At 51.0% G+C, this 22,583-nt stretch carries 18 protein-coding genes and 3 pseudogenes; 10 read left to right on the top strand and 11 right to left on the bottom strand.

The window, feature by feature from the left end; genetic code table 11:
• Positions 1-293 precede the first annotated feature (293 nt).
• The 7 genes and pseudogenes from M0Q23_08195 to M0Q23_08165 all read right to left on the bottom strand — a co-directional run bounded on the left by M0Q23_08195 (position 294) and on the right by M0Q23_08165 (position 7,214).
• Complete coding sequence (locus tag M0Q23_08195) at positions 294-3,500, bottom strand: DUF3883 domain-containing protein (GenBank protein ID MCK9528601.1); 3,207 nt, start codon at positions 3,498-3,500, stop codon at positions 294-296.
• 249 nt (positions 3,501-3,749) lie between these two features.
• Entirely contained in the window at positions 3,750-4,214 is a 465-nt protein-coding gene (locus M0Q23_08190) for a hypothetical protein (protein ID MCK9528600.1), read from the bottom strand.
• Between the two features lie 82 nt (positions 4,215-4,296).
• Positions 4,297-4,520, bottom strand: a pseudogene (locus M0Q23_08185) (tyrosine-type recombinase/integrase).
• Between the two features lie 562 nt (positions 4,521-5,082).
• Positions 5,083-5,643: a hypothetical protein gene (locus tag M0Q23_08180; protein ID MCK9528599.1), complete on the bottom strand. Its 561-nt coding sequence runs from the start codon at positions 5,641-5,643 to the stop codon at positions 5,083-5,085.
• Positions 5,644-5,922: 279 nt separating this feature from the next.
• A pseudogene (locus M0Q23_08175) lies at positions 5,923-6,116 on the bottom strand (tyrosine-type recombinase/integrase).
• A gap of 179 nt (positions 6,117-6,295) precedes the next feature.
• Positions 6,296-6,913 (bottom strand): nucleotidyl transferase AbiEii/AbiGii toxin family protein, encoded by a 618-nt coding sequence (locus M0Q23_08170; GenBank protein MCK9528598.1) that lies wholly within the window; start codon positions 6,911-6,913, stop codon positions 6,296-6,298.
• Positions 6,879-7,214 (bottom strand): hypothetical protein, encoded by a 336-nt coding sequence (locus M0Q23_08165; protein MCK9528597.1) that lies wholly within the window; start codon positions 7,212-7,214, stop codon positions 6,879-6,881. The genes M0Q23_08170 and M0Q23_08165 overlap by 35 nt, the downstream gene beginning before the upstream one ends.
• Positions 7,215-7,368: 154 nt before the next feature.
• On the opposite strand from M0Q23_08165, the gene M0Q23_08160 reads away from it, so the two are divergent.
• Complete coding sequence (locus tag M0Q23_08160) at positions 7,369-7,518, top strand: hypothetical protein (GenBank protein MCK9528596.1); 150 nt, start codon at positions 7,369-7,371, stop codon at positions 7,516-7,518.
• Between the two features lie 172 nt (positions 7,519-7,690).
• On the opposite strand, the gene M0Q23_08155 is transcribed toward M0Q23_08160, so the two are convergent.
• The 3 genes and pseudogenes from M0Q23_08155 to dcm all read right to left on the bottom strand — a co-directional run bounded on the left by M0Q23_08155 (position 7,691) and on the right by dcm (position 10,442).
• On the bottom strand, positions 7,691-8,926 hold the full coding sequence (locus M0Q23_08155) for a type II restriction endonuclease (protein MCK9528595.1): 1,236 nt from the start codon (positions 8,924-8,926) through the stop codon (positions 7,691-7,693).
• A complete protein-coding gene (vsr, locus tag M0Q23_08150; GenBank protein MCK9528594.1) occupies positions 8,923-9,369 on the bottom strand; it encodes a DNA mismatch endonuclease Vsr in 447 nt (148 codons plus the stop codon). The genes M0Q23_08155 and vsr overlap by 4 nt, the downstream gene beginning before the upstream one ends.
• A pseudogene (dcm, locus tag M0Q23_08145) lies at positions 9,366-10,442 on the bottom strand (DNA (cytosine-5-)-methyltransferase). The gene vsr and the pseudogene dcm overlap by 4 nt, the downstream one beginning before the upstream one ends.
• Before the next feature lie 664 nt (positions 10,443-11,106).
• Here dcm and M0Q23_08140 point away from each other — a divergent pair.
• The 4 genes from M0Q23_08140 to M0Q23_08125 all read left to right on the top strand — a co-directional run bounded on the left by M0Q23_08140 (position 11,107) and on the right by M0Q23_08125 (position 14,947).
• Positions 11,107-11,256: a hypothetical protein gene (locus tag M0Q23_08140; GenBank protein ID MCK9528593.1), complete on the top strand. Its 150-nt coding sequence runs from the start codon at positions 11,107-11,109 to the stop codon at positions 11,254-11,256.
• 157 nt (positions 11,257-11,413) lie between these two features.
• Positions 11,414-11,806, top strand: coding sequence for a nucleotidyltransferase domain-containing protein (locus tag M0Q23_08135; GenBank protein ID MCK9528592.1), 393 nt, complete (start codon positions 11,414-11,416; stop codon positions 11,804-11,806).
• On the top strand, positions 11,799-12,233 hold the full coding sequence (locus M0Q23_08130; GenBank protein ID MCK9528591.1) for a DUF86 domain-containing protein: 435 nt from the start codon (positions 11,799-11,801) through the stop codon (positions 12,231-12,233). Before M0Q23_08135 ends, M0Q23_08130 begins: the two co-directional genes overlap by 8 nt.
• A 623-nt stretch (positions 12,234-12,856) precedes the next feature.
• Positions 12,857-14,947: a tetratricopeptide repeat protein gene (locus M0Q23_08125; protein ID MCK9528590.1), complete on the top strand. Its 2,091-nt coding sequence runs from the start codon at positions 12,857-12,859 to the stop codon at positions 14,945-14,947.
• 95 nt (positions 14,948-15,042) lie between these two features.
• Here M0Q23_08125 and M0Q23_08120 read toward each other — a convergent pair whose 3' ends face one another.
• Complete coding sequence (locus M0Q23_08120) at positions 15,043-15,426, bottom strand: type II secretion system GspH family protein (GenBank protein MCK9528589.1); 384 nt, start codon at positions 15,424-15,426, stop codon at positions 15,043-15,045.
• 737 nt (positions 15,427-16,163) lie between these two features.
• Here M0Q23_08120 and M0Q23_08115 point away from each other — a divergent pair.
• The 5 genes from M0Q23_08115 to M0Q23_08095 are packed head-to-tail and all read left to right on the top strand — an operon-like array spanning position 16,164 to position 22,579.
• On the top strand, positions 16,164-18,053 hold the full coding sequence (locus M0Q23_08115; GenBank protein MCK9528588.1) for a hypothetical protein: 1,890 nt from the start codon (positions 16,164-16,166) through the stop codon (positions 18,051-18,053).
• Positions 18,050-18,604 carry a hypothetical protein gene (locus tag M0Q23_08110; GenBank protein ID MCK9528587.1) on the top strand — a complete coding sequence of 185 codons (555 nt, stop codon included), beginning with the start codon at positions 18,050-18,052 and terminating at the stop codon, positions 18,602-18,604. Before M0Q23_08115 ends, M0Q23_08110 begins: the two co-directional genes overlap by 4 nt.
• 47 nt (positions 18,605-18,651) lie before the next feature.
• Positions 18,652-19,149: a general secretion pathway protein GspB gene (locus M0Q23_08105; protein MCK9528586.1), complete on the top strand. Its 498-nt coding sequence runs from the start codon at positions 18,652-18,654 to the stop codon at positions 19,147-19,149.
• A 6-nt stretch (positions 19,150-19,155) separates the two neighbouring features.
• Positions 19,156-20,802, top strand: coding sequence for a type IV pilus secretin PilQ (pilQ, locus tag M0Q23_08100; protein MCK9528585.1), 1,647 nt, complete (start codon positions 19,156-19,158; stop codon positions 20,800-20,802).
• Between the two features lie 40 nt (positions 20,803-20,842).
• Positions 20,843-22,579 (top strand): AAA family ATPase, encoded by a 1,737-nt coding sequence (locus M0Q23_08095; protein ID MCK9528584.1) that lies wholly within the window; start codon positions 20,843-20,845, stop codon positions 22,577-22,579.
• The last annotated feature ends 4 nt before the right edge of the window (positions 22,580-22,583 follow it).

The raw sequence follows: 22,583 nt of genomic DNA, 5'->3' as shown, positions 1-22,583 counted from the left end.
TGTTTTTGCTTTCTGATTGTCTTGGTTTCATTTGTGTAATTTGCAAGAAAAATGAGGGTTAATGGTTAAAATCTTGCAAATTACATAGCATTAAAAAGATATATTGTCAAATAATATTCGCCGGTTAGAAGGTTCTTCAGAGGCGACTAATTATACTGAACTATCGACAAATAGGGTGTCAAACTTCGGTTTACAAAACCCGCCTCCTTCTTTCAGGGCAAATGAAACCTGTTTACTACTAATTATCAAATAGTTATACACACTCACCAGTGTGCGAAAGTTGAGTTAAGAAATCAAATCTTAAATTTAACGGAAGAAGCAATGAGTTTACTTTCTCTCCATTGTTTTATGGGATTCTGAATAACCATTTCAATTTTGATTTCTTTAGATTTAACGTTGGACACGATATAGAAGAAATACTTTTCTCCTGCTTTGCCAGCAAATCTGAATTGCGTCTCTGTAACTTCAAATAATTCAGGTTTATTACTGACTTTGCCTTTTACTTCGATAAATTCAATTGCTTTGTTATCTTTCTTGATTCTTATGTCGTATCCTCTTCCCTTTTCACTTTTCTCATTTAACCATTCTATAATTATGTCGTCAACATCTTTATACTTATTATACAATTGCCAAACGACGTACTCCTCCGCCCAGCGGCCATATATTTTTTTGTTGACCTGACTATCCATTTCTCCATTATCACGATTATAGCCTGTGCCTTGATGCTCGTTATCTTCTGAATCTTCTTCTGTGCCGGGTGTTTGATTTTCCAGCCCATTTAAACCACGATTACCCGTTGGCGTAAATGTGTTTGGCTCTGGCACCCTACGTATCTCTGTATCCTTTGTTTTATATTCTCGTATCGGTATTTTTGTGGACTTTTTCTTTTCATATTCGCTAAGCTTTATTTTAAGTTGTTTTATTTGTGCGTCTTTTTGACTTAATTCTGCCTCTTTTTTAGATAATAGCCTATCAACTTGTTCCTTTGTATAAGTTTCAGGCTTAAGCCCTAATGCTTGTACCAATTTACTAACATTATCGTGATCCCTGTCATAATGACCATGCAAATCTTCAAGGGCTATTTCAGAATTCAGCCTCTGAATTAGATTGCCCTGTCTATCATATAGCCAATACCTTTCCTTCAAATATTTGCCTACCTTTGATTCTAATGTTTTCTCTTTAGGTATTTCACGTGGATTATCATTATCATAATTACCACGCAAAGAACGTTGATATAATGCAGATCTGATTTTACAGGTTGTAATGTGCGTAACCTTTGTCAGAGCAATATTCCATATTATCTTTGATCTCCCTATGTTAATATTGTCTAGCGCATAATCTAAGCCTTCAATGTAAAAGTCGGGCCGGAACTCCCTTGGCTCAAATTCCACATATTTGTGATAGTCTTCGCATCTATAAATTTGCTTGTTGATTTTTAAGGGTTCGATATACTTGATTTGATTTGATACTCCTATGGCAGATAAAAACCCTTCGAAATCATTTTTCTCATTCGCATAATGTCGACATATCTCTTCATATACAAAGTAGGCTTGGTTATTGCCCTTAAACCATATTTCTAGTTCTTTGTTCGGCAAATACACTTCATTAGGCTTTCTAAACAGCACATTCCCGGTATTTACATTCTGAGATTTAATCAAAAAGAGAGATTTCATTGTATCAACGAAGTTACCGTTCTCGTCCGGCTCATTTCGATATTCCCGATATGCTTCACGGGCCATCAATATATCTTCTAAGTATTTATCAAGTTCCACATTGGTTCCTTCATCGGCATATGTCGGGGCAATATACTTTTTGAATTCTGCCATCTTATTCGGTCTTTTCAAGCCAAGACTTGTTAGAAATTGTTTTGCCTGCTCATCCTTGGTCAACGCAGGTTTAACTACATCAAAGTAGGGTTTCGACTCTGATGGTAACCAAGCATGAGGATTGCCCTGTTCGTCATAGGGATTAACATGTTTATTGTCACTCAAACGAATAATAGGCCTTTTTTTCCATATTCCATCTGTTTGATTATCCCACGGATGTATCTCCCATGGATTCTTCTGCCATAGTCGTTTTTGATTAGTTAATAATGTCTGATAAAAGCTCGTAATCCATTGATCGTTCTTTCTTTTTATAAACTTTTTTGTAAATAGTTTAGCAAATTTTTCAAATCCAATATCTTCAACGTTCAAATGTTCCTTCAAATACCTATGCACATCTCTTGTGCTTTCTTTTGTAGAAGTAATTTCACTATTGATCCAATATTGCCTACCGAATAGTTGTTCTGTATCTGTTGCGTTCAGCAATTCAATCAGTGATGAATTTTCCGCCATTAACACATCCCTGGCGGCGGCAAAGCCGGAATTCTGAACAGGCAACAATCTGTTCTTTGGGTTAATCATAAACGATTTGATTGTCTCAAAAAATATTCTGTATATTTTATTTTGAATATCTTCTTTAAGTGGAATTATATTTGAGTAAAAAGATACATTAAGTAAATTCGGATATTGTTTCTGAATAAATAATATGCTATCCGCAGCTAACCGTGACAACTCTTCCAACACACTAGCATCTTCATTGTTTTCAAGCTTTATATTTTCCCGATTCGCTGTTGTCCTGAAAGGAGCATTAAGCAAAAAGTTGAGATGTGTTTCTTCTGTAGTGGGGAAGTAGACGTGCAACTTACGATTTTTTAGGGGGATAATCCTATTTTGAACGGGATCATAACCATAAACTATATCAATGTCTAGATTCTTGCCGCCTATCTGTATCTTTCGTTGAAAAACCAAGTATTGTTTAGATTCCCCTGATAATGCATTTCTTATTTCTACTTTTTTGTAATTAAGGTCATTGCCCTTAATTTCATCCAGTGATATTTTACTTAAACAAGGAACTTTGGTTGTTTTCTCGTCTTCATGCCATGTAATTGAATCAATATTGGGTAAAAATAGTATACTCTCAAATTCGATTTCATTAAGGTAGGAATATATAATCTCTTGTTCAAAACCTTTCTTGAACGGCAAGACAATTGAGGTATTATGAATATTATCATTCCGAGGTAGACTGATAGGTATTCTAAATTCAACTATTTTAAAATGAAATGTTCCAGAATAAATATGAGGTTCATCCGTAATTTGATAGACTGACTTGAAACCAATACCAAAGGTTCCAATGTCATCATTTTTTTTTGTAGAAACTCCAATCCCAGTAATACTAATTACATCCTTTAGATCAAAGTCTTTACCAGAATGTGTTAATTCTAATTTGTCACTGGAAAGTCTGAATATGACGTCAGTGTGCTTGGCCGCTTTTCGTGCTGCATCTTGGGCGTTTTGTAACAACTCGTCAATGAACCGAGCAGGGTTACTGTACATATCCTCAGTCAGTATTCTTTGAATTCCGTCATGATCTCCACCGGCTCGTTCGATCTCAACTTGCCTCTGCCTAATCTGTTGAACTTCCTCAAGAGTGTTTGCGTCTTTAATATCGCCTATCATAGTCCAGTACACCAACAAATATATGGTTGAATAATATGATCCGCATCGGTTTTCCCGGAGCTTATCTCAGTTGATTCATTCTAAAATGGCAGGGATTTCCTGACTCTGATAGTAGATAACTTGCTTTAACCTTCTATTAGAGTGATCAATTCACTAATTGACTTCCATGGCCTTGCACGATGAAGCATCCGGTGACAATTAGAATAAACAATAGCACAAGATCTCCCAAAGTTGTAGTTTTTGATTCTATCAATTCAGATAAAGGTTTGCGGTGGTGGCATTCTGCAAAGCCATAGCCGAGTTCTCAATAAACGACAAAAAAATCAAATCTACATGCTTCACAAGATAATGAGCCAGATTCTTCAAGAACCTTTTTCTTTTTTTCTGAACTAACTTTGGATTTCTCTCTCGGCGTTTATGCAGCTGTGTTAAAATCCTTCCTTCTGGGAATTCTTCCTCTTCCTCTGCGGCAGCATCGACTTCATCTTTGGGGGGTGAAACATATTGAGAACCATTACGAATAGCTGTTGCTATAGAGCTGAGGCACTTATGATCTTGTGCAAATTCATTCCAAATGACTTTCTCTGATTTGCCGCCACGCTGAAGCCCCGCACCTTTATAGCTTGGGTCAAGCCGCAAGAAATTACATAGCTTCATGTAAACGCCATTTGCATTTCTGAATTTATTGTCGACGGTCTTTTCAAACTGAGCCACCCTGTCCTCATGACTGGCCCATTTCCACTCCCTCCTTTCCGGCTTTTTCACGGAGCCTGTAACTGTTGCCCCGCATGCCCCCTCACGCCTGGCCGCCACGGTTCAAAACGTGCGTATACACCATGGTTGTTTTACGTCCTTGTGGCCGAGAAGCTCTTGCACTGTTCGAAGGTCGTATCCATCTTCAAGTAAATGGGTCGCGAAAGAATGTCTGAAGGTATGGCAGACAGCTCTTTTTGTGATTCCTGCCTTTCGCACCGCATTGCTGTCCGCCTTTTGGATGATGGATTCGTGCACATGATGCCGTCCCTGCTCACCGGTCCTTGGATTTTCCCAACGGTTTTCCTGGGGGAATACCCATTGCCATCCGGCAATTCCCTAACCGAAAATTGCTGGTCCGGCTTCCCTTCAAATCCTAAATCTTTTACGTGTGCGAAGACGCTTTGAGGGAATGTGATCCGGTCTTATATTTCTACCACCATCCGATTCCTCAACGATTCCAAGATATTGAATGTAGCCATGGTTCCGGCGTGAATCTCCCAGAAGAGGATCGACACCGGACACCCCTCCTTCACCTCCCACGGCAGACCGATCCCCATCTCGGATAGTGGCTCTGCACTTATGGGTCGGCAGCGGTATCGTATACGGTTGGCGCGGCTTGATGTGTCTGTGGTTGTATCGCCGTCGCCGTTATCGTTATCGGTTTAGGCAAGACTGTGAGTGTGTGGCAGATTCAGGTAAAATCTATGGCAAAAAAGGAAAGGGATTGCAAGGTGTTTTTAAGAATCCCGGAGGGACATCGCGTCCCCGAGCCGGTTACATCGGGAGTAAGTTAAATAGGTAAGTACGTCCCCCCTATGGGTTCCTGTTAGAAGTTAAGCGCGGACTGGCTTGACTGCGCGATTTCCCTGAGCTGAGACTTAAGGCCAACTTTCTTTTTTATTACATCGAGATTATCAGGAGAACAATTGGCCAAAAGTGCCTCCAAGTCGTTCAGGGAGGTTACAGAGATAAAAGTTTTTTTTGGAGAGAAGTAAACCAAAGATTTCTTATGTCTCTTAAGTAGCTCTATCACATTGTTAATTGTTCCTGAACTCTTTCCATCCCAAAGCATTAGGCCGTAATCCGCACCTTCGGCCATTTCTACATCCTTGTATGTGTAGAACGCTCTTCCGGCAATTCCAGATGGGACGTCAACGTTGTGCGTCGGCCATGTTCCTAAATTATTACGACATTTGGGCCCAGAGCAAAAGACCACAACGTTTTCATATTTCTGTTCGGAAAGGAAGGATTGAATCGCCTTGTCGGCACCGTCGGCATCACCAACAAAGACTCGGTAGGACCCTGCAATGATATTTCCCAACCGCTCTCGGACTTGGTCATTAAGTCGCCCAAGTTTTCGAGAGCCTGCTACGAATACGGATGTCATCTCTTGCTCCTTGTCTTTGTCATCGTTAGTACAAAGACATCTTTGACGCCCAGGTAAGTGCTACTCAAGGTGTGAACGTCGAACGCGAGCCCACGCTTCCAATTTCCCTCCAGCTGAATCGACACGTCTGACTCCTTCTTCTTGACTTCCGAGAATGTTTACACAGTTTCTTTATAAGGCGCCGCGCTTGTCCGATCGCGGCATATACCCCCGGATGCCGATCGACGATGCTTCCGTACATTCAGGGTGTTACGTCATCGTTGACACATATTCGGCGGTTTATATGGTTTCTATATAAGCCCCGCATGGTACCTCCTGCAATCCATCCACAGGACTTCTCACGCCTGTGCCGCCGCGGTTCAAAACGTGCGTATACACCATGGTTGTTTTACGTCCTTGTGGCCGAGAAGCCCTTGCACTGTCCGAATGTCGTATCCATCTTCGAGCAAATGGGTCGCGAAAGGTGGTTGTATCGCCGTCGCCGTTATCGTTATCGGTTTAGGCAAGACTGTGAGTGTGTGGCAGATTCAGGTAAAATCTATGGCAAAAAAGGAAAGGGATTGCAAGGTGTTTTTAAGAATCCCGGAGGGACATCGCGTCCCCGAGCCGGTTACATCGGGAGTAAGTTAAATAGTTAAGTACGTCCCCCCTACTAGAAGCCGGTTGTTGCCACGTCTCTGAGAAATTGCTTGATTTCACTGTCAGGCACCGGTTGTGCGACAAAGGCGATCTTTTCTGAATAGTCGATATCGGCGAAGTAGCACAGTTGCTCACGGAAAAGCTTCTCATTGAAAAAAGCGCCGAACAGATCCTTTGAACGCATGGAAACCTGGTGAAGGGAAAAGTGATCCCTCAAAAGAAAGTACAGGTCCACATAGTCTTTCCATTTTGCCCTGCCGCCGAGGGCTAGCGCCTTCATTGCCGCAAGGGTGAGGAGATCGGGAAGGTCAATATAGTCTTCGAATGTGACTGACTTTTCAATGTCATAGGGAAAGGAGCAAAAGGTGACTTTTACGCCGTCGATCACAAGGTGAATCTGGTCGGAATCCTCAAAGAGAAGATCGGTGACCAGGCGGTTATGGTTGTCGATTGTTTTCTTGATTGATTGCTTCTTTATTCCCCCTGTCGTGAAAAGATCGAAATCGATTGATCGGCGATGTCCGAGATAAAGGGCAATAGCCGTGCCGCCCGCCAGATAATAGTCCCGGGCGAACGCTCTGAGGAGAGGCAGAAGCTCAGTCTGATCCGGATTCAGTATTTCTTTTCGCATGCCTCTGAAAGTAGAGCCTGAAAAAGTTAATCGTTCTGGGGCGGTAATTGGTTCGTTGTCCTGAAACCTGCCGGTAGAATATGTCAGCCACCGTGTCGACGCCCACTGTGTTGAAAAGTAGCCGGATCATTTCTTCATCACCGTTGCTGAGTACGGCCTCGACAACTGCCTCGACGCTCAAGCCGGCCCTGTCTTCCCTGGGAACCCACCAGAACAGGTGGCCGACCACGGGAAGCAGTATCTTGAGATTGTCCGATGATTTCAAGTTGTTCTGATTCAGATCCATGCCTGAACCTATCACGCCGCCTACCATAAGGCAAGCTGTTCATGGGCCGGCAACGGCCGAAGGTTTGGGAATGATAGCACAAGAGCTACAGATGCCGGGCGACGGAGCTTTCTTTTTACAACGACGCGCCTGAAACAGCAATGGCCTGTGCCGGTCCGGGCTGCAGGACGTGATTGATCAGGCGAGTGAAGCGACGAGGAATCCTTTCTCTTCCGTGGCGGCACGGGCCCATGAAAAAGAAGGCTGTGTCGGCTCCTGGTTGTTTCGCTGTTTTCTGGTGGTCCGGGTTGTTCTTGACGCCTTCAGAGCCGGTCTGTGACCCGGCCGGGCCGGGGACGGCGCGTCCCAGAGCCTGTTACATCGGGAGTAAGTTAAATAGTTAAGTACGTCCCTCCAGGGTCCGTCCCTCCAGGGTCGGCCCGGTGCGGACCCGCACGCCGGGTGGTGTGGGGGCTGGGGGGCGCATCCCACCGGCTGCCCGATTAGAGCATTTATCCATGATCTCTCTGTCGTTCCATAACAAGATCCGTAAACGCTGTTACATCCATTAGCCAGCTTTGTTGTTCTTCGGAATATGTAGAGTGCAACATACGCGGGAGAACCAACTGCAAATTCTTTGACTGCATTCCATCAGTTTGGCCTTTGCTTATCGCTGCCTCCAGTGTGAGCAGATGCTTCCTTTCAATGCGATCTGCCTCAGCGAGTATTTGCCGCCACCTGTCCTTGCATGATGATTTGACTCCCAGCATCGTAAGGCGTAAAGAATCAAAGTTTTTGTCGTGATATTCATTTTCCCCTGGAAAAATAAAGTCTGGCTTTGATTTGTTCTCGGTAACAGGCGTTCGTGAATAACGAACGCCGCATTCCCTGAACATGATTTCCAGATGATTCTCAAGCGCAAGGCCGGCACGGCTTTTTCTACGATTTTGTACAGACAAGGAAAATGATATAAACCCGTCTACATCACCATCAAATCCCTGCGACAGCCTTTCGCCGATAATATGTTTTTCGAGAGTACGAAAAAGTATTTCCTCTCTTTCCATCCAGGCCATAAGAACTTCATCGCGATCATCTTGGGCCTGAATATCAGACAGCGTGCTTCTGGCGAAGGCTGAAAATTCTCTGGTTGTCGGAAATCCACCCGAAAATTTCCTGATCATTTCATCAAGATATGTGTCTTCTGAAATTTCGACCGGTATTCCAATGCTTTCCAGAATAAATCTGGACGCAAACTCGATACGATCCTGTTCCGTTTCGAGTTCATCACGGACAGAAAATCCCGGATGAGACAAGTCTGAAACACCAAACAGCCACAGAATCTGCTGAGATATTGTTGTCCCGGCTTCCGCAACGATTGAAAGCAGTGTTTTATCCGGTCGTTTTGCAATTACAAGGATATCTCCCGCATTCCCGCATTGTGAAACAAGATTTGTGGGGAAGTAGAGCCTGTACTCCCGTCGCATTACTCCACGTTCCAGGCGGGCCCTTTGTCTGGCGTCATACCATGTAAGAAACCCTTCTTCCATAACAGGCTCATCTTCGCTATCCGTCAGATACAGAAATTTTGCCGGATACCTTTCCTTCCCCTCCGGTTCGCCGAGGATATTTCGTAGTCCTTCTACTCCGTTAAACTCATGCTGATTGGAAGTAAGTACATCTGCTTCTACAGTACTCAATGTTTTGACTGCCACGCCCTCGAAATACTGTGACAAATAACCTTTTTTCACTCTGAAATCTCCAGCACGGGTTTATTGCTTTTCAACCAACGCGCTATGGTTTTTGCAATTTCTTGTATATTCTTCTCAGCACCCTTTATTGAGCATTCCCAGACTATACATACTCGCCAGCCAGAGGATTTGAGCTTCTGAAGTGCTTTAAGGTCATTTTCGTGGTTGCGATTGATTTTTTCCTTCCAGAACTCTGGGCGTGTCTTTGGCCATTTAAACAAATGGCAGTTATGTCGGTGCCAAAAACAACCGTGTACAAATATTACTGCATGGTATTTTTTTAGGACGATATCCGGTTTCCCTGGTAACTGCTTGTCATGAAGCCTGTATCGGAATCCAAGCCTGTGTAATTGGTGTCTAATTTCCAGTTCAGGTCTGGTATCCTTCCCTCGGATACCAGACATCATCCTGCTACGTGTTTCCGAATCAACTACATCCGTCATGAAAACAATGATACCTGCTTGATAGCACCACGCTCTTCATCACACAGTCTTTGAACATGCGGCACCATTATACGGGCCACTTCTTTTATGGCGGGCATAACCACACTGTTACCAAATTGTCGGTAGGCTTGCGTATCACTTACCGGAATAATGAAGCTGTCGGGAAAGCCCATTAACTTTGCACACTCTCTAGGTGTAAGGCGTCGTGGTCGTTTCCGCTTTCCCTGCGATACAAGTATTTCAGAACCGTCCTTGTAATATCTCGCTGACAACGTTCTTGCTATATCATCACTATCCACGAGACCAAAGCCGAACCCGTTACCTGCCTGTCGGTGCTTTTTTGCATAGTCCTGCAGGTATTTCCATAGTTTCGGGGTTAATGTGTACTTGCTGTTTACTGTTGCGTCTTTTCCTGTGGTGTACGGTTCTTCGGGTGCCTCTGTGCCATCCTGGGGATGAAGAATAGAGGATAGTGTTATGGAGCCCTTTTTTGGCAGCAATAAATCATCCCAGGTAAACCCCGTTTTGCCATTGAAGCCGACGATCAAAATACGTTCACGATGTTGCGGTACAAAATGCTGTCCATCAATCACCTTGTAATGAACCTCGTAACCAAGCTCGTCACGGAGAGTCTGCAGGATGACCTTAAAGGTATTCCCCTTGTCATGAGAAAGAAGATTCTTGACATTTTCCAATAAAAAGGCCTTTGGTTTCTTCCCCGCGATAATTCTGGCCACATCAAAAAAAAGTGTTCCCTGTGTGGTGCATTCAAAACCATGCGGTCTACCCAAGGCGTTTTTCTTGGATACGCCGGCGATACTGAACGGTTGACAAGGAAATCCGGCCAACAATATTTCATGATCAGGCACATCCTTTTCATCAACCTTCGTTATGTCGCCGATAAATGTGTGATTGGGGGTTTCCGGAAAGTTGGCAAGATAGGTTTTCTGTGCAAATTTGTTCCATTCGCTTGTAAACACACAGTGCCCGCCATGTGCATCGAAACCCAAACGAATGCCTCCAATACCGGCGAAAAGATCAATGAACCTGAATGCGGCGTTGTCATTGGCAGCTCCGTCCACCAATGGGAGGATTCTTTGTCTGATTGCGTCAGAAAGATATGCTGGAGGGTCGTTTTCCCGAACTTCCCAACGCCGAATGGTTCTTACATCAACTTCAAGAATTTCAGCTAGTTGCTTCTGTGTAAATCTGGTTCTTGCGGTACGAAGCAGATCTAGAGGGGCAGGTTGGTACATGGCAGCTTCCTTCCGGGATTATTTTCGGCTATTATGTCCGCTTTCTGTCCCTTTTGCAAGCGCAATTCTGCCTGAATACGATTGTGATTCGTTGCTTTAACGCTACGCCTGACCAGCGGGCGCTGTTTTTAGCCCGTCTGCGTCCAGGCGCTTGTGTACGTCCGGCATGGGCGTGAACTTATGGGGTGAAAGTCCCCTGTACATGAATCCTGTCAATGGTTCTCCATTGACACAAGTACCAGCCGAAGGCAAGGCCTAAATCCACCACCATCTTTCTTCAAACAAAGATAGCCTGTCACCCTGTTATTACAGGGCCAACGAGGTATTTTTATTGTTTTGGTGGTGGATTAAGGGGGCCGGCAACGGCCGAAGGTTTGGGAAAGATAGCACAAGAGCTACGGATGCCGGGCGGACCGGAGCTTTCTTTTTACAGCGACGCGCCTGAAATAGCAATGGCCTGTGCCGGTCCGGGCTGCAGGACGTGATTGATCAGGCGAGTGAAGCGACGAGGAATCGTTTCTCTTCCGTGGCGGCACGGGCCCATGAAAAAGAAGGCTGTGTCGGCTCCTGGTTGTTTCGCTGTTTTCTGGTGGTCCGGGTTGTTCTTGACGCCTTCAGAGCCGGTCTGTGACCCGGCCGGGCCGGGGACGGCGCGTCCCAGAGCCTGTTACATCGGGAGTAAGTTAAATAGTTAAGTACGTCCCTCCAGGGCTGGCTTTTACCCTTGAAGCCCGTCCGTAAAGATCGTATAGTCAACGCGGTAATTCGCGCAGCGGGAGCATTCCACCATGCAATCCTTTGAGAACAGTGCAAAGGCACAGGTCGAAAGGCATGACGACATTGTCCTGGCCTTCCTGTTTGGATCGGCCGCCGCAGGACGGGAGACTCCCGCAAGCGACCTCGATATCGCTCTGCTGTTTCGAGAGGCGCCTTCGCGGGAACGGGTCGAAGCTATCCGCCAGGCATTGGAACAGGCGACAGGCAGGGAAATCGACCTGGTGCTTCTCAACGATGCGTCGCCGATTATCCGTATGCAGGTGCTGAAAAAGGGGATCCCCCTCATCCGGCGCGGAAGGGCCTATGAAGCGTTTTTCACCCGCACCGTCAACGAATATGAAGACCTGAAGTACCAGCGCCGGGAAATCGAAAAAAACATCCACAGAGGAAGAATCCATGCCTGAAAGCGACATTGTCCTCGCGAAGGTTGCTATCATCCAGCGTTGCCTGAAGCGCATTCAGGACACCACCAAAGGTGACCCCGACAGCCTTGAGGATATAGACAGGGAAGATATTTTCGTTCTCAACCTGCAGCGAGCCGTCCAGGCCGCCATCGATCTCGCTTCCCATGTTGTCGCCTCGGAAGGACTTGGATTGCCCGCAACAATCAGGGAGCATTTTGATCTGCTCCACCAGTCGAATGTCATATCAGCGTCGATGGCCGGGAAAATGAAAGCCATGACAGGATTCAGAAACATCGCCATTCACGATTACCGGAAAATAGACAAAGACATCCTCAAGTCGATACTTACGCACAACCTGCCCGACCTGGAACAGTTCTACATGGACGTCATAGAGCGCTTCGACATACCCGGACGGGGACGCCCGTGATGCGTCAGGTTGAAAGGGGCGGCCGGGGAGCATACATGGAGACCTTTATGTGTCATTTCGAGGAACATCGCGATTGTGTCATTTCGAGGAGCGAAGCGACGAGAAATCCATGTCGAGGAGCATCGCAATTGTGTCATTTCGAAGAGTGTAGCGATTTTGTCATTTCGAGGAGCGCCTTAAGGTCCGTCATTTCGGGGAGCGAAGCAATTTTGTCATTTCGAGGAGCGTAGCGACGAGAAATCCATGTCCCGAGCACAGCGAGGGATCTTTCAGACTTCTCACATGCGTTCGAAGTGACGGGGGAACGTTCGAAGTGACAGGGGAGAGGTCGAAATGCCCCAATCGACAGGTTTCGATACAGGTCTCACGTGATGATTCATGCCACGGTCAGGCGCCGTGGAGGCACGGACTCATGAAAAAGAAGGCTGTGTCGGCTCCTTGTTGTTTCGTTGTTTTCTGATAGTCCGTGTTGTTTTTGACGCCTTCAGAGCCGGTCTGTGATCCGGCGGGGCCGGGGACATCGGGAGTAAGTTAAATAGTTAAGTACGTCCCCCATCGGTCCCCCATCGACAGGGGTGAAGAATTCTGTTAAGGTGCGCTCTATTACGGTCGGGGGGGATGGTATGATCACCGGTGCCGATGGGTTTGATCTGCATGTCCGGTGGCGGTTTCCGGGTGGAAGGCAGTATGTCTTCGCCTGTATCGCCCTGTTTGTTTTTCTGTTCGTCATTTATTCGAACAGTTTTCAGGGGGCGTTTGTATTCGATGATGCGCATAATATCGTTGAAAACAGGCATATTCACCTGAAATCTCTCGATTGGAACAGCATCAAGCAGACCTTCTACGGCATTGAAGGGCGGAAAATCAGCAGGCCCGTCTCGTATTTCACCCTGGCCCTCAATTATTACTTCCACGGTCTCGATGTGTTCGGCTACCATGTGGTGAATTTCATCATCCACTACCTGGCTGCCGTCTTTTTGTTTCTCCTTATTCACAACACCCTCAATCTTCCGTCCCTCCGGGAACGATATGGCCCCACGGCCTACAGCACCGCCCTGCTGGCCGCCCTCTTCTGGGCGACCAGTCCCCTGCAGGTGACGGCGGTCACCTACATAGTGCAGCGAATGGCAAGCATGGCGGGCCTGTTTTATATCATGGCCATGTATTTGTACCTGAAAGGGAGGACCGCCGAGGGGAACCGAAGCAGGGCCCTTTTGTGGGGGCTCTGTCTCCTGTCGGGCGCCCTCGCCGCGGGTTCCAAGGAAAACGCGGTGCTTCTTCCCTTGGGCATCTGGCTCTTCGACCTGCTTCTGATCCAGGGGGCGAGCCGTGAAAACGTCATCAGGAACCTGAAGGTTTTCGTGCCCGTGGCCCTGGTCGTCGGTGCCCTGGGACTCTGGTATGCGAATATCGGGGCGATTCTTTCAGGCGCCGCCTACGAGAACCGGCCCTTTACGCTTGTCGAGCGGCTTTTGACGCAGCCGAGGATCGTCATCTGGTACCTCAGCCTTCTTTTCTATCCTCTCGCATCCCGTTTGACCTTGATCCATGATATCGAGCTTTCCACCTCGCTCATAACGCCCTGGACGACAATGCCGGCCATGGCCCTGATCCTGGGCCTTGTCGTACTTGCACTGTACCTGGCCCGCAGGCACCCTTTGATATCGTTTTCGATCCTCTTTTACTTTCTGAACCACATCGTTGAAAGCACCTTTATTCCTCTCGAATTGATTTACGAGCACCGGAATTACATTCCTTCGATGTTTTTGTTTGTCCCTGTTGCCGTAGCGATGATCTATACCATGGGCTATTTCTCCTACAGAAAATCAGTTCAATTTATGGCTGTCATTGTGTTCGCCTTTCTTCTTTACGCCCAAGGCCATGTGGTGGTCGAACGTAATGCTCTTTTTCACCATCCTGCATTGCTGTGGTCTGACAATGTGGATAAAGCACCCAATCTGAGTCGACCTCACAAAAATTTAGGGCAGATATACAGTCTGCTTGGATTACACGATAAAGCCTATGAACTTTATACAAAAGCCCTGCTGCTGAATAATTATAGCAACCTGTTGAATGAGGCAGTCACTTTGAATAACTTGGGCTCGTACTATTCTCATGTAAAAAAAGATTTTAACGGTGCGCTTATGTTTTTTGAAGCAGCACTCAAGGTCCACCCGGCCTACTGGCCGGCACATCACGGATCGGCGGGTGCGCTCGCTAACAAAGGTGCTTTTGCTGAATCCGAGGCAAGGCTTGTGGAAGCTATTAATATATGGCCTGATAACGATGCGTTGCGATTATTATACGCATTTGTTCTGCTCAAACTGGAAAAGCATGAACAGGCCATGCAAGAGGCGCGTTATGCTCTGTCCCTCAACTCGGGTGCATCATATGCTTTCTGTATTCTAGGAGAGACCTTACGGAGGGGTGGTGAAATAGAGCGATCGGCACTCTTTTGGGAAAAATTCATTGAGCGCCATCCAGACAGTATCCAGGGGCATCTTGCCCTTGTTGAACTTTACAACATACTGCAAGAAAGGGACAAGCTCGCGCAATCAGTTGGAAGATTAATTATTTTGAAAGGATCAAAGCGCTGGTCCGAGTTCATACGTAATTTCAAGGTGGGCGACCCTGCACACGTCTATTGTCCGGACCCAGAACATGTTATCTCAATCATAAGCGATAGTTGTCACGAGCAGTTACAACAGCGATAAGGTATTGGCTGTATTCGATCAAAAAACGGAGCCGGACTGCCTTGCAGACCGGCTCCGTTACGATATACATCACGCAGGGTGTATTCATCGTTTCGTCATGGGGTTTTCCATGTTCCTGTTTTCGTACTCGAGCTTCCTCCGTCATATGTCACAGTTATTGTAACTTCCCCGCCTCCCCAAGACGTGCCCTCGCAAGCGATATCAGTAATTGTATCCCCTGTGAGCTCGATATCACTGCATGCTTTTGCAGGGCTATCGGGGGCTTGAGGATTTCCGATCAATTTGGCAGCGTAGCCCATAGATAAAGCCGAGTAGGCCGACGCAAGGGCTGAATCGGCTACCTTATCTGCGGCATCCTTTTGCATAGAAAAAAATCTCGGAATCGCCACGGATGCTAAAATGCCCAGGAGCACGAGCACGGCGATGATCTCGATGAGGGTAAAACCTCGCTGTCCTTCTTTGCGTCGCATCAGTTTCATAGGTGTTCCTCCTTACTGTATTTATTTTTGGATTATCTGCTGAAACCTGCCTTTGGTATATGCATTGTGTGTGCCACGTTCGCACGCACTTGACACAGCCGGCCCGTTGTGGAGGATGGTTGTCCGCCGGAAGCGGGGCAAGTCGTTGTATATACGTATGTTGTAGTTTTGTGGTGGTCCCTCCCGCCCGGCGGCGGGGAGGGATGCCCGCGGTCGCGCCCGGAGGATATCTTCACGGCATGGTGGTGATATCTACACAATATGTTGCTTTTTTGTGGTGCCTTGACGGGAATTGATGGTTTTTGGGGGCCGCGAATCGGACCGTTTCTTCCCTGTGTTCGGTCTTTATCGGCACGGAACGTGCGTGACCGAAGGAAGCACGGCGTAACGGAACACAACCGGAGCGGCCGGAGGTGTGCCGGAAAAGCGACGAGAAATATTTCTTTACTATCGATATGTTGGAAGATTTCTCCCTTCGGTCGAAATGACGGCAGGGGCGGTCGAAATGACACGAGTGATCGTTTTTTTAACGGTCTCAGTGGACCATTCGGCTGCAGTATGGTACGAGCCTGTTGCCTCATAAATAAATGTTACCGAAGGGAAGAAGGTTTTGTTGAAAAACTGCTTGACATAGTGATTTCTTTTCTTTACTATTCTTGGCAACTTGAAGTCTGTCGTCATGTGTCGTCATGTGTTGTTGGGGGCTGATCTGAAAATTCATCGGGGGCGGGAATATCGTGGCTTCAGATAAAGAGATAACTTCCACTGAAAAGCTTCTTGATGTCATCCGGGGGGGAGTTTCCCCCGAAATACAGGACCCGCCGAAACCTGAAACTCCCATACGGCCTCAGATCCCCGTCACCGCCGGTGCCGGGCCCAGGCAGAAAGGCCTGTCGGCGGGCGTCGATATCGGCTACACGGAGGTACGGATCGTCAAGGTCGAGCCGACGGCCGCCGGGGGGTGGCGCCTGGTCGATTACAGAGCCGTTCCTTTCCCGGAGGGGGTGGAGCGGGGCACACCGGCCTTTCAGCTTTTTCTTAAAGAAACACTTGGAGCATACTGCGGTCCGCCGAGAACCGTCAGCCTCTGGGCCATGATGTCCGCGGCGAACGCCGAGGTGCGCAACATCAGCGTTCCCAAGGTCGCCAGGCGGGAATTGAGGAATGCCGTTTTCTGGTCGGCGAAGAAGGAACTTGAGTTTGACGAGGAAACGACGGTCTTCGATTTCGAGATTCAGGGCGAGGTCGTCGAGAGCGGCATCGAGAAATACAGCGTCCTTTTCTACGTGGTCCCCCAGAAGGACGTCCGGGAAATGAGCGCCCTCTTCAGCGCCGCGGGCTATCCCCTTGCGGGGCTGACCATCGCTCCTCTCGCCGTCCGGAACATCTTCCGCACCGGATGGGTTCCGGCTCTGGATCGCACGGTGGCATCCCTCTACATCGGGCGCGACTGGTCCCGGATCGACATCTACTCGAACGGCAACCTGGTCATGACCCGCGGTACCAAGGCGGGCCTCGGCAGCATGGTGGAATCCCTGGTGGACGAGTATGCCGGCCGGCGGAACATGCGGCCGGGGTATGAGCCCGCCGACGCGCCGGAATCGGCACCCCTGGAGATGAGCCTCGATGACGCCGGGAGCCTCCTGAGGGCCCTGAGTCCCGATTCGGCGCCTGAGAAGGAGCTGATGGGGCAGTACGGCCTGGACGAAGAGACGATATTCCGGTTCGCCGCCCCGGCGGTGGAGCGACTCGTCAGGCAGGTGGAGCGGACCTTCGAGCATTACACGGTGAATCTGGGCCGGGAGAGCATCAGCGAGATATACGTTTCCATGGGCATGAACATCTACCGGCCCATGGTGGACTACATAGGGTCGCAGATCAACATTCCCGCCACGGTCCTCGACCCGCTCAATCCGGCCCATCCCTGGGTTCTCGGGGTGACGGCCGGCGACAGCCTGTCGGTGCGGTCCGGTCTCGTCCCCGTGCTGGGAGTCGCGCTCTCCCATTCCTCCCGGTCCCTCAACCTGATATTCACCCGGAAAGACCGGGACAAGAGGAAGAGGTTCCTCGTCGCCAACGCGGCGGTAGCCGCCGTGCTGGGTGTGCTCCTGCTGTCGGGTATCGGCTGGTACGCCTGGATCCTCAGCGAGAAATCGGACAGGAACGCCCGCGTGGCGGCCATCGAGGCGGATCTCGCCCGGGGAGTCGCGGTGAACGAGACGATGCTGGCGGGAATGATGGCGGACCTGCGGGGGAAACGGCAGATCGTGTCCGAGACGAAAGCGCGGTTCCTTTCGGTAGCGCTCTTCGGCGAGGTTTCGGCGATTACGCCGGAGAGCATACGGCTCATGAGCGTCAGGGCCGATCTGGGAATGAACGGTGCCGGGGGGGCGACGCCGGTCCTCCCCAGGACGGCCCGGAACGCCATGATCGACGGTTTTGTCCTGGGACGGCCCGAAAGCCCCGTGGACAGCCTGGAGGCGGACCTGATCGCCTATGTCATGAACCTGCAGACATCGCCGCTCTTTGACCGGGTGGTCATCAACGCGAAGAGCAGCGAGGTCATGGACGGGAGAAGCGTCCTTCGCTTCACCCTGACGGCTGCCATGAAGGGAGCGTCCACATGAACGGACAGGGTGCCCGCACGCTCGTATCCCGCAACGGCCTGGCTCTCATAATCGTCATCGGCGTTCTGGTCCTGGCGCTCTTTTTTATCCTGCTGATCCGGCCCGCCGCGGTTTCCGTCGCATCACTGGACCGGACGATCGAGGAACTCGAGCTTCGTCAGGAAAAACAGCGGCGTCTCATGCCCGTGTACGAACGTCTCGCGAGCCGGACGCCCCTGGAGATTCCCCCGGCGCTCATCATCGATGAGAAGACCCGCTTCCCGAGGGAAGACATAGCGGATATCATTCCCCGGTTCAGGGAACTGGCCGGCGATGCGGGGGTGTCGGTCATTTCCGTGGTGCCGCGGCTCGAAACCATGGACGAGACCCCGGGGCTTCTGGCCGTTGAAATGGCGGTCATGGGAGAGTATTTCGCCTTTCGTGAACTGCTGATGGCGATGGCCCGCCTGTCCTACATGGGCGGCATCGAATCGGTGTCCGTCAGGAGACCCGAGGCCGGGGGGGCCAACAAGCACATAACGCTGAAGATGTGGGTCCTGACGACACAATGATGAGGGAACCTCATGGGTGGGGCTGAAGGGAGGCCGGGGGTCATACGGTGAAGAAATTCAGTAAGCGAGAACGGATTATCCTGATTGTCGTGGTCGTCGTCCTTCTCTACGGCCTCTACGACGTGGTGCTGAAGAAGAGGATCGCGCCGCCTGAACGAGACACGGTGTCCCGGGAACAGGCGCTGCGCCAGACCGACGAACTGGTAAGCTCCATGGCGACCGCCATGAAAGAGACCGAGGTTTCGCCCGACGACGCCTATGCCATCGAACTGGCAGGCACGGGATGGACCCGGGACCCCTTCTTCACCGGGATAGTCACGGCGGCGGGCGTTCCGGTCGTGTCGGACATGGCGGAGATCGGTTTCCTGTACACGGGCTACCTCGAGGTGGGAGCAAGGCGGATGGCCATTATCAACGGCATCGATTACCACACCGGTGAATCGATGGACGTCCCCGGTTACATCCTGCGGAGCGTGACGCCCCGGCAGGTTGTTATTGTAGATCAGGAGGGACGGCAGATAACCGTTCCCTTTGTGGAGGAGTAGCCACTCATGAAAGCTATTGGACAGGCAGGCGCTGACTGCCGGGAGGGTTCGATCGTGAAGAACGGCATCGAGACGGGGACTGTGGGTTTGCTTCTCTGCTGTGTTCTGCTCTTTTTCCTCGCGGGATGCGCGGCGAAACAGGAGACCGCCATCGATCCCTTCTTCGAAAAGTGGAGCACCATGGCCGAGGAAAACCAGGGGGCTTCGCCATCGGCGCGCAAGAGGGTGATGGATATCCCCGGCGATCCCGCAGAGTTCCAGCCCCGATCCCCGGCTCTTGCGGCCGTTGAAAAGACGCGGGATCTGCCCGACAAGTCCGTCAGCCTGAAGATGCGCAATGCCGATGTGGCCACGGTCCTTCGGGCCCTCGCCCGGGCGGCGGACCAGAACATCCTCATACGGTCGGAAGTGGGTGGGGTCATAAGCGTCGATTTTAACAAGGTCCCCTGGAACGAGGCCTTCGTGGGCATCCTCCGCTCCCAGGCGCTCACCTATATGTGGGAGGGGGATATTATCAGGGTCGCCACGCTTCAGGACCTGGAAAGCGATCTTCAGATGGAGGCAATCCGGGAGCGCCGCCTGGAGCAGGAGGTTTTGAGGTCCAGGCTCGCGCCGCTCCACACCATGGTGATTCCCGTGGATTACGCCAATGCCAAGCGGTTGAAGGATGAACTGATGATATTCCTGACGCGGAAGGAGGATAACACGTCCCACGGTTCAATAGAGGTAAGCGAGCACACCAACTCGCTGATTGTCCAGGCGACCCGGGCGGACTTCGAGAAGATCATTCCCCTCGTCGAAAAGATCGACCGGCCCACGGCGCAGGTGCGCATCGAGGCGAACATCGTGGAAACCACGAGCGACACGGCTCGTGACCTGGGCGTCCGGTGGGGCGGCCTGTACCGCAACGTGGTCGGAAGCAGGGATTACTGGATTACCCCCGGCGGTGCGGGGAGTACGACGCCGGCCGACCCCGTCGGCGGCGGCTACACGCCCGACTACGGAAGCCCGGGTCTCAGCGGGCACGGCCTGGGCGTGAATTTTCCCGCGAGCGCCTCCGCGATTGACGCGGCGGGAGGCATGGGATCGCTGGGCCTGATGTACGGTATTTTGGGCGGCAGCATCCTGGAACTGCAGCTCCAGGCACTGCAGAAGGCGGGACAGCTGAACATCCTGTCCAGGCCTTCCATCACCACCCTGGACAACCAGATGGCCTTCACGGAAAACGGCGAGAAGATACCCTTCGTCACCATCGAGGATAACGACCGGACCGTGCGGTTCGAGGAAGCGGTCCTGCGTCTGGAAATCACGCCGAACGTCATCGACGACGACACGCTCAAACTGAAGATCGTCATCAAGAAGGACGAGGTGGATTTCACCAGGACTGTGGACGGCAACCCCGTGATCATAAAGAAGCAGACCGACACGTCTCTGATCGTAAACGACGGGGAGACCATCGTGATCTCCGGTCTGAGCAAGCAGCAGAACCGCCGGTTGGATTCCGGTGTTCCTGCCCTGAGCACCATTCCCGGCCTGGGATGGCTTTTCAAAAGCCAGGGCCGAAGCCGTCAGATGGAAGAAGTGCTGATCTTCATCACGCCCCGCATTCTCAAAACCCGAAACGCCGGATTCGAAGCGGAAGAAAGGGGATAGGATTCAGAGGGGGTGGGCGGGCCCGAGAGAATCGAGAGCCATGGAATACTACCGCATCCTGAATCTTGTCCGGGAGCCATTCTCAAATTCGCCGGAGCCGGATTTTTTCTACGAATCCCGGCACCATGTGGACTGTCTCCAGAAGCTCGAGGTGGCCCTGCGACTCCGCAGGGGGCTGAACGTGGTCATCGGGCAGGTGGGGGCAGGTAAAACCACCCTGTCGCGTCAGCTCATTCGAAAATTATCGGGGGACCCGGCGGTCAGGACGTACCTGCTTCTCGATCCCCACTTCAGCACCGGGATGGAGTTCCTCACGTTCGTGGCGGGGCTCTTCGGCCTCGAAACGGACGACGCGGAAGAGGCCGGCGCCTGGCGGATGCGGGAGAGGATAAAGAATTTTCTCTTTCAGCAGGCCGTCGAGGAACAGAGGCTCATCGTCCTCATCATCGATGAGGGCCAGAAAATCCCTGATTTTGCCCTGGAGAGCCTGCGGGAGCTTCTGAACTACGAGACCAACGAGTTCAAGCTGCTGCAGATCGCCATTTTCGCTCAGGAGGAGTTTCGGCAGAGTCTTGACCGGAATCCCGGTTTCACCGACCGGATCAACCTGCTCTACAGCCTGGGCCCGCTCAGTTTCAGCGATACCGAGGCCATGGTCCGTTTCAGGGTGCGGCAGGCCACGGAGCGGGGCAGGGAGGTCCCCATAGAATTCACGAAGGGGGCCATGCGGGCCGTGTACCGGGAGACCAGGGGCTATCCGCGGAAAATCGTCCGGCTCTGCCACCAGGTTCTCCTGGCCCTGATCATACACGGCAAAAACAGGGCCGACAGGTCCCTGGTGAAGTCGGTGATACGCAGAGCGGGGGGCGACAGGCCCGGACCGGTGTTCACCTGGGCCCGGGGCGCCGTTGTTGCCGGGATTCTTCTGGCCGGTGCGGCCGTCGTGCTGTTCAGTTTTCAGTACGGTCTGATTTCCGTCGCCGCCTGGACGACACCGGCAGAAAAGGAGCGGCCGGCGGTTTCGGCCGGGGGATCGCCGTCGGTCCCGGCGCCCGCGGTGACTGTGGTCGCCGACTCCGGCAACGGGGTCCCGGAACCCGGAGAGGTCTCCGAGGAGGATCCGGCTGGAGCGGAGCAGGTTCCGGCGGCGGCTCCGGAAGAAACGATCATCGCTGAAGAGCCGGTCGGGATACAGGCGGAACGTCCGGAGGAGCCCGTGACCGTCGCGTCGCTGTCCGTAATCGACGAGGCACCACCGAAAAGGACGGCGGCCCTCGGTGGAAATGGCGGCGGTGAAAGCAGGGCGCCGGCTATTCTGGGCCATATCCGGATCGCGAGGAACCAGTTTCTCGGCCGGGCAATGCGGGAAGTGTACGGTTACTGCGATGAGGCGCTCCTGGGCGCCCTGGTTGCCGTGAACCCGAGGATCAACGACCCCGACTTTGTCCTGGCCGGTGACCTGGTCGCCATTCCGGCCATTCCGGCCGTCCGCCCCGAGGCGTACCGGTACCGCTACTGGGTACGTATTGCCGACGGAGACGACCTGGAAGAGATGAACCGCCGCTTCAGGGCATACCAGTGGCGGGAGGGAACTCTGCGCATGGTTTCCTACTGGACCGGGGAGGATGGTCTTCGCTTTTCGGTTGTCATGAGAAACAGTTTTCCGGACGAGGCATCGGCGCGGTTCGCCCGTGAGAGGCTGCCCGCCGACATGGCCGCGTCCGCCGAAGTTTTCGCCGGCTGGCCCCCGGAGACGCTTTTTTTCGGGGACCTGTGATGAC

The sequence above is a fragment of the Syntrophales bacterium genome, assembly GCA_023228425.1.
Lineage (GTDB): Bacteria > Desulfobacterota > Syntrophia > Syntrophales > UBA2210 > MLS-D.
The sequence above is the reverse complement of the archived record's forward strand: the minus strand, read 5'-3'. Positions and strand labels throughout refer to the sequence as shown.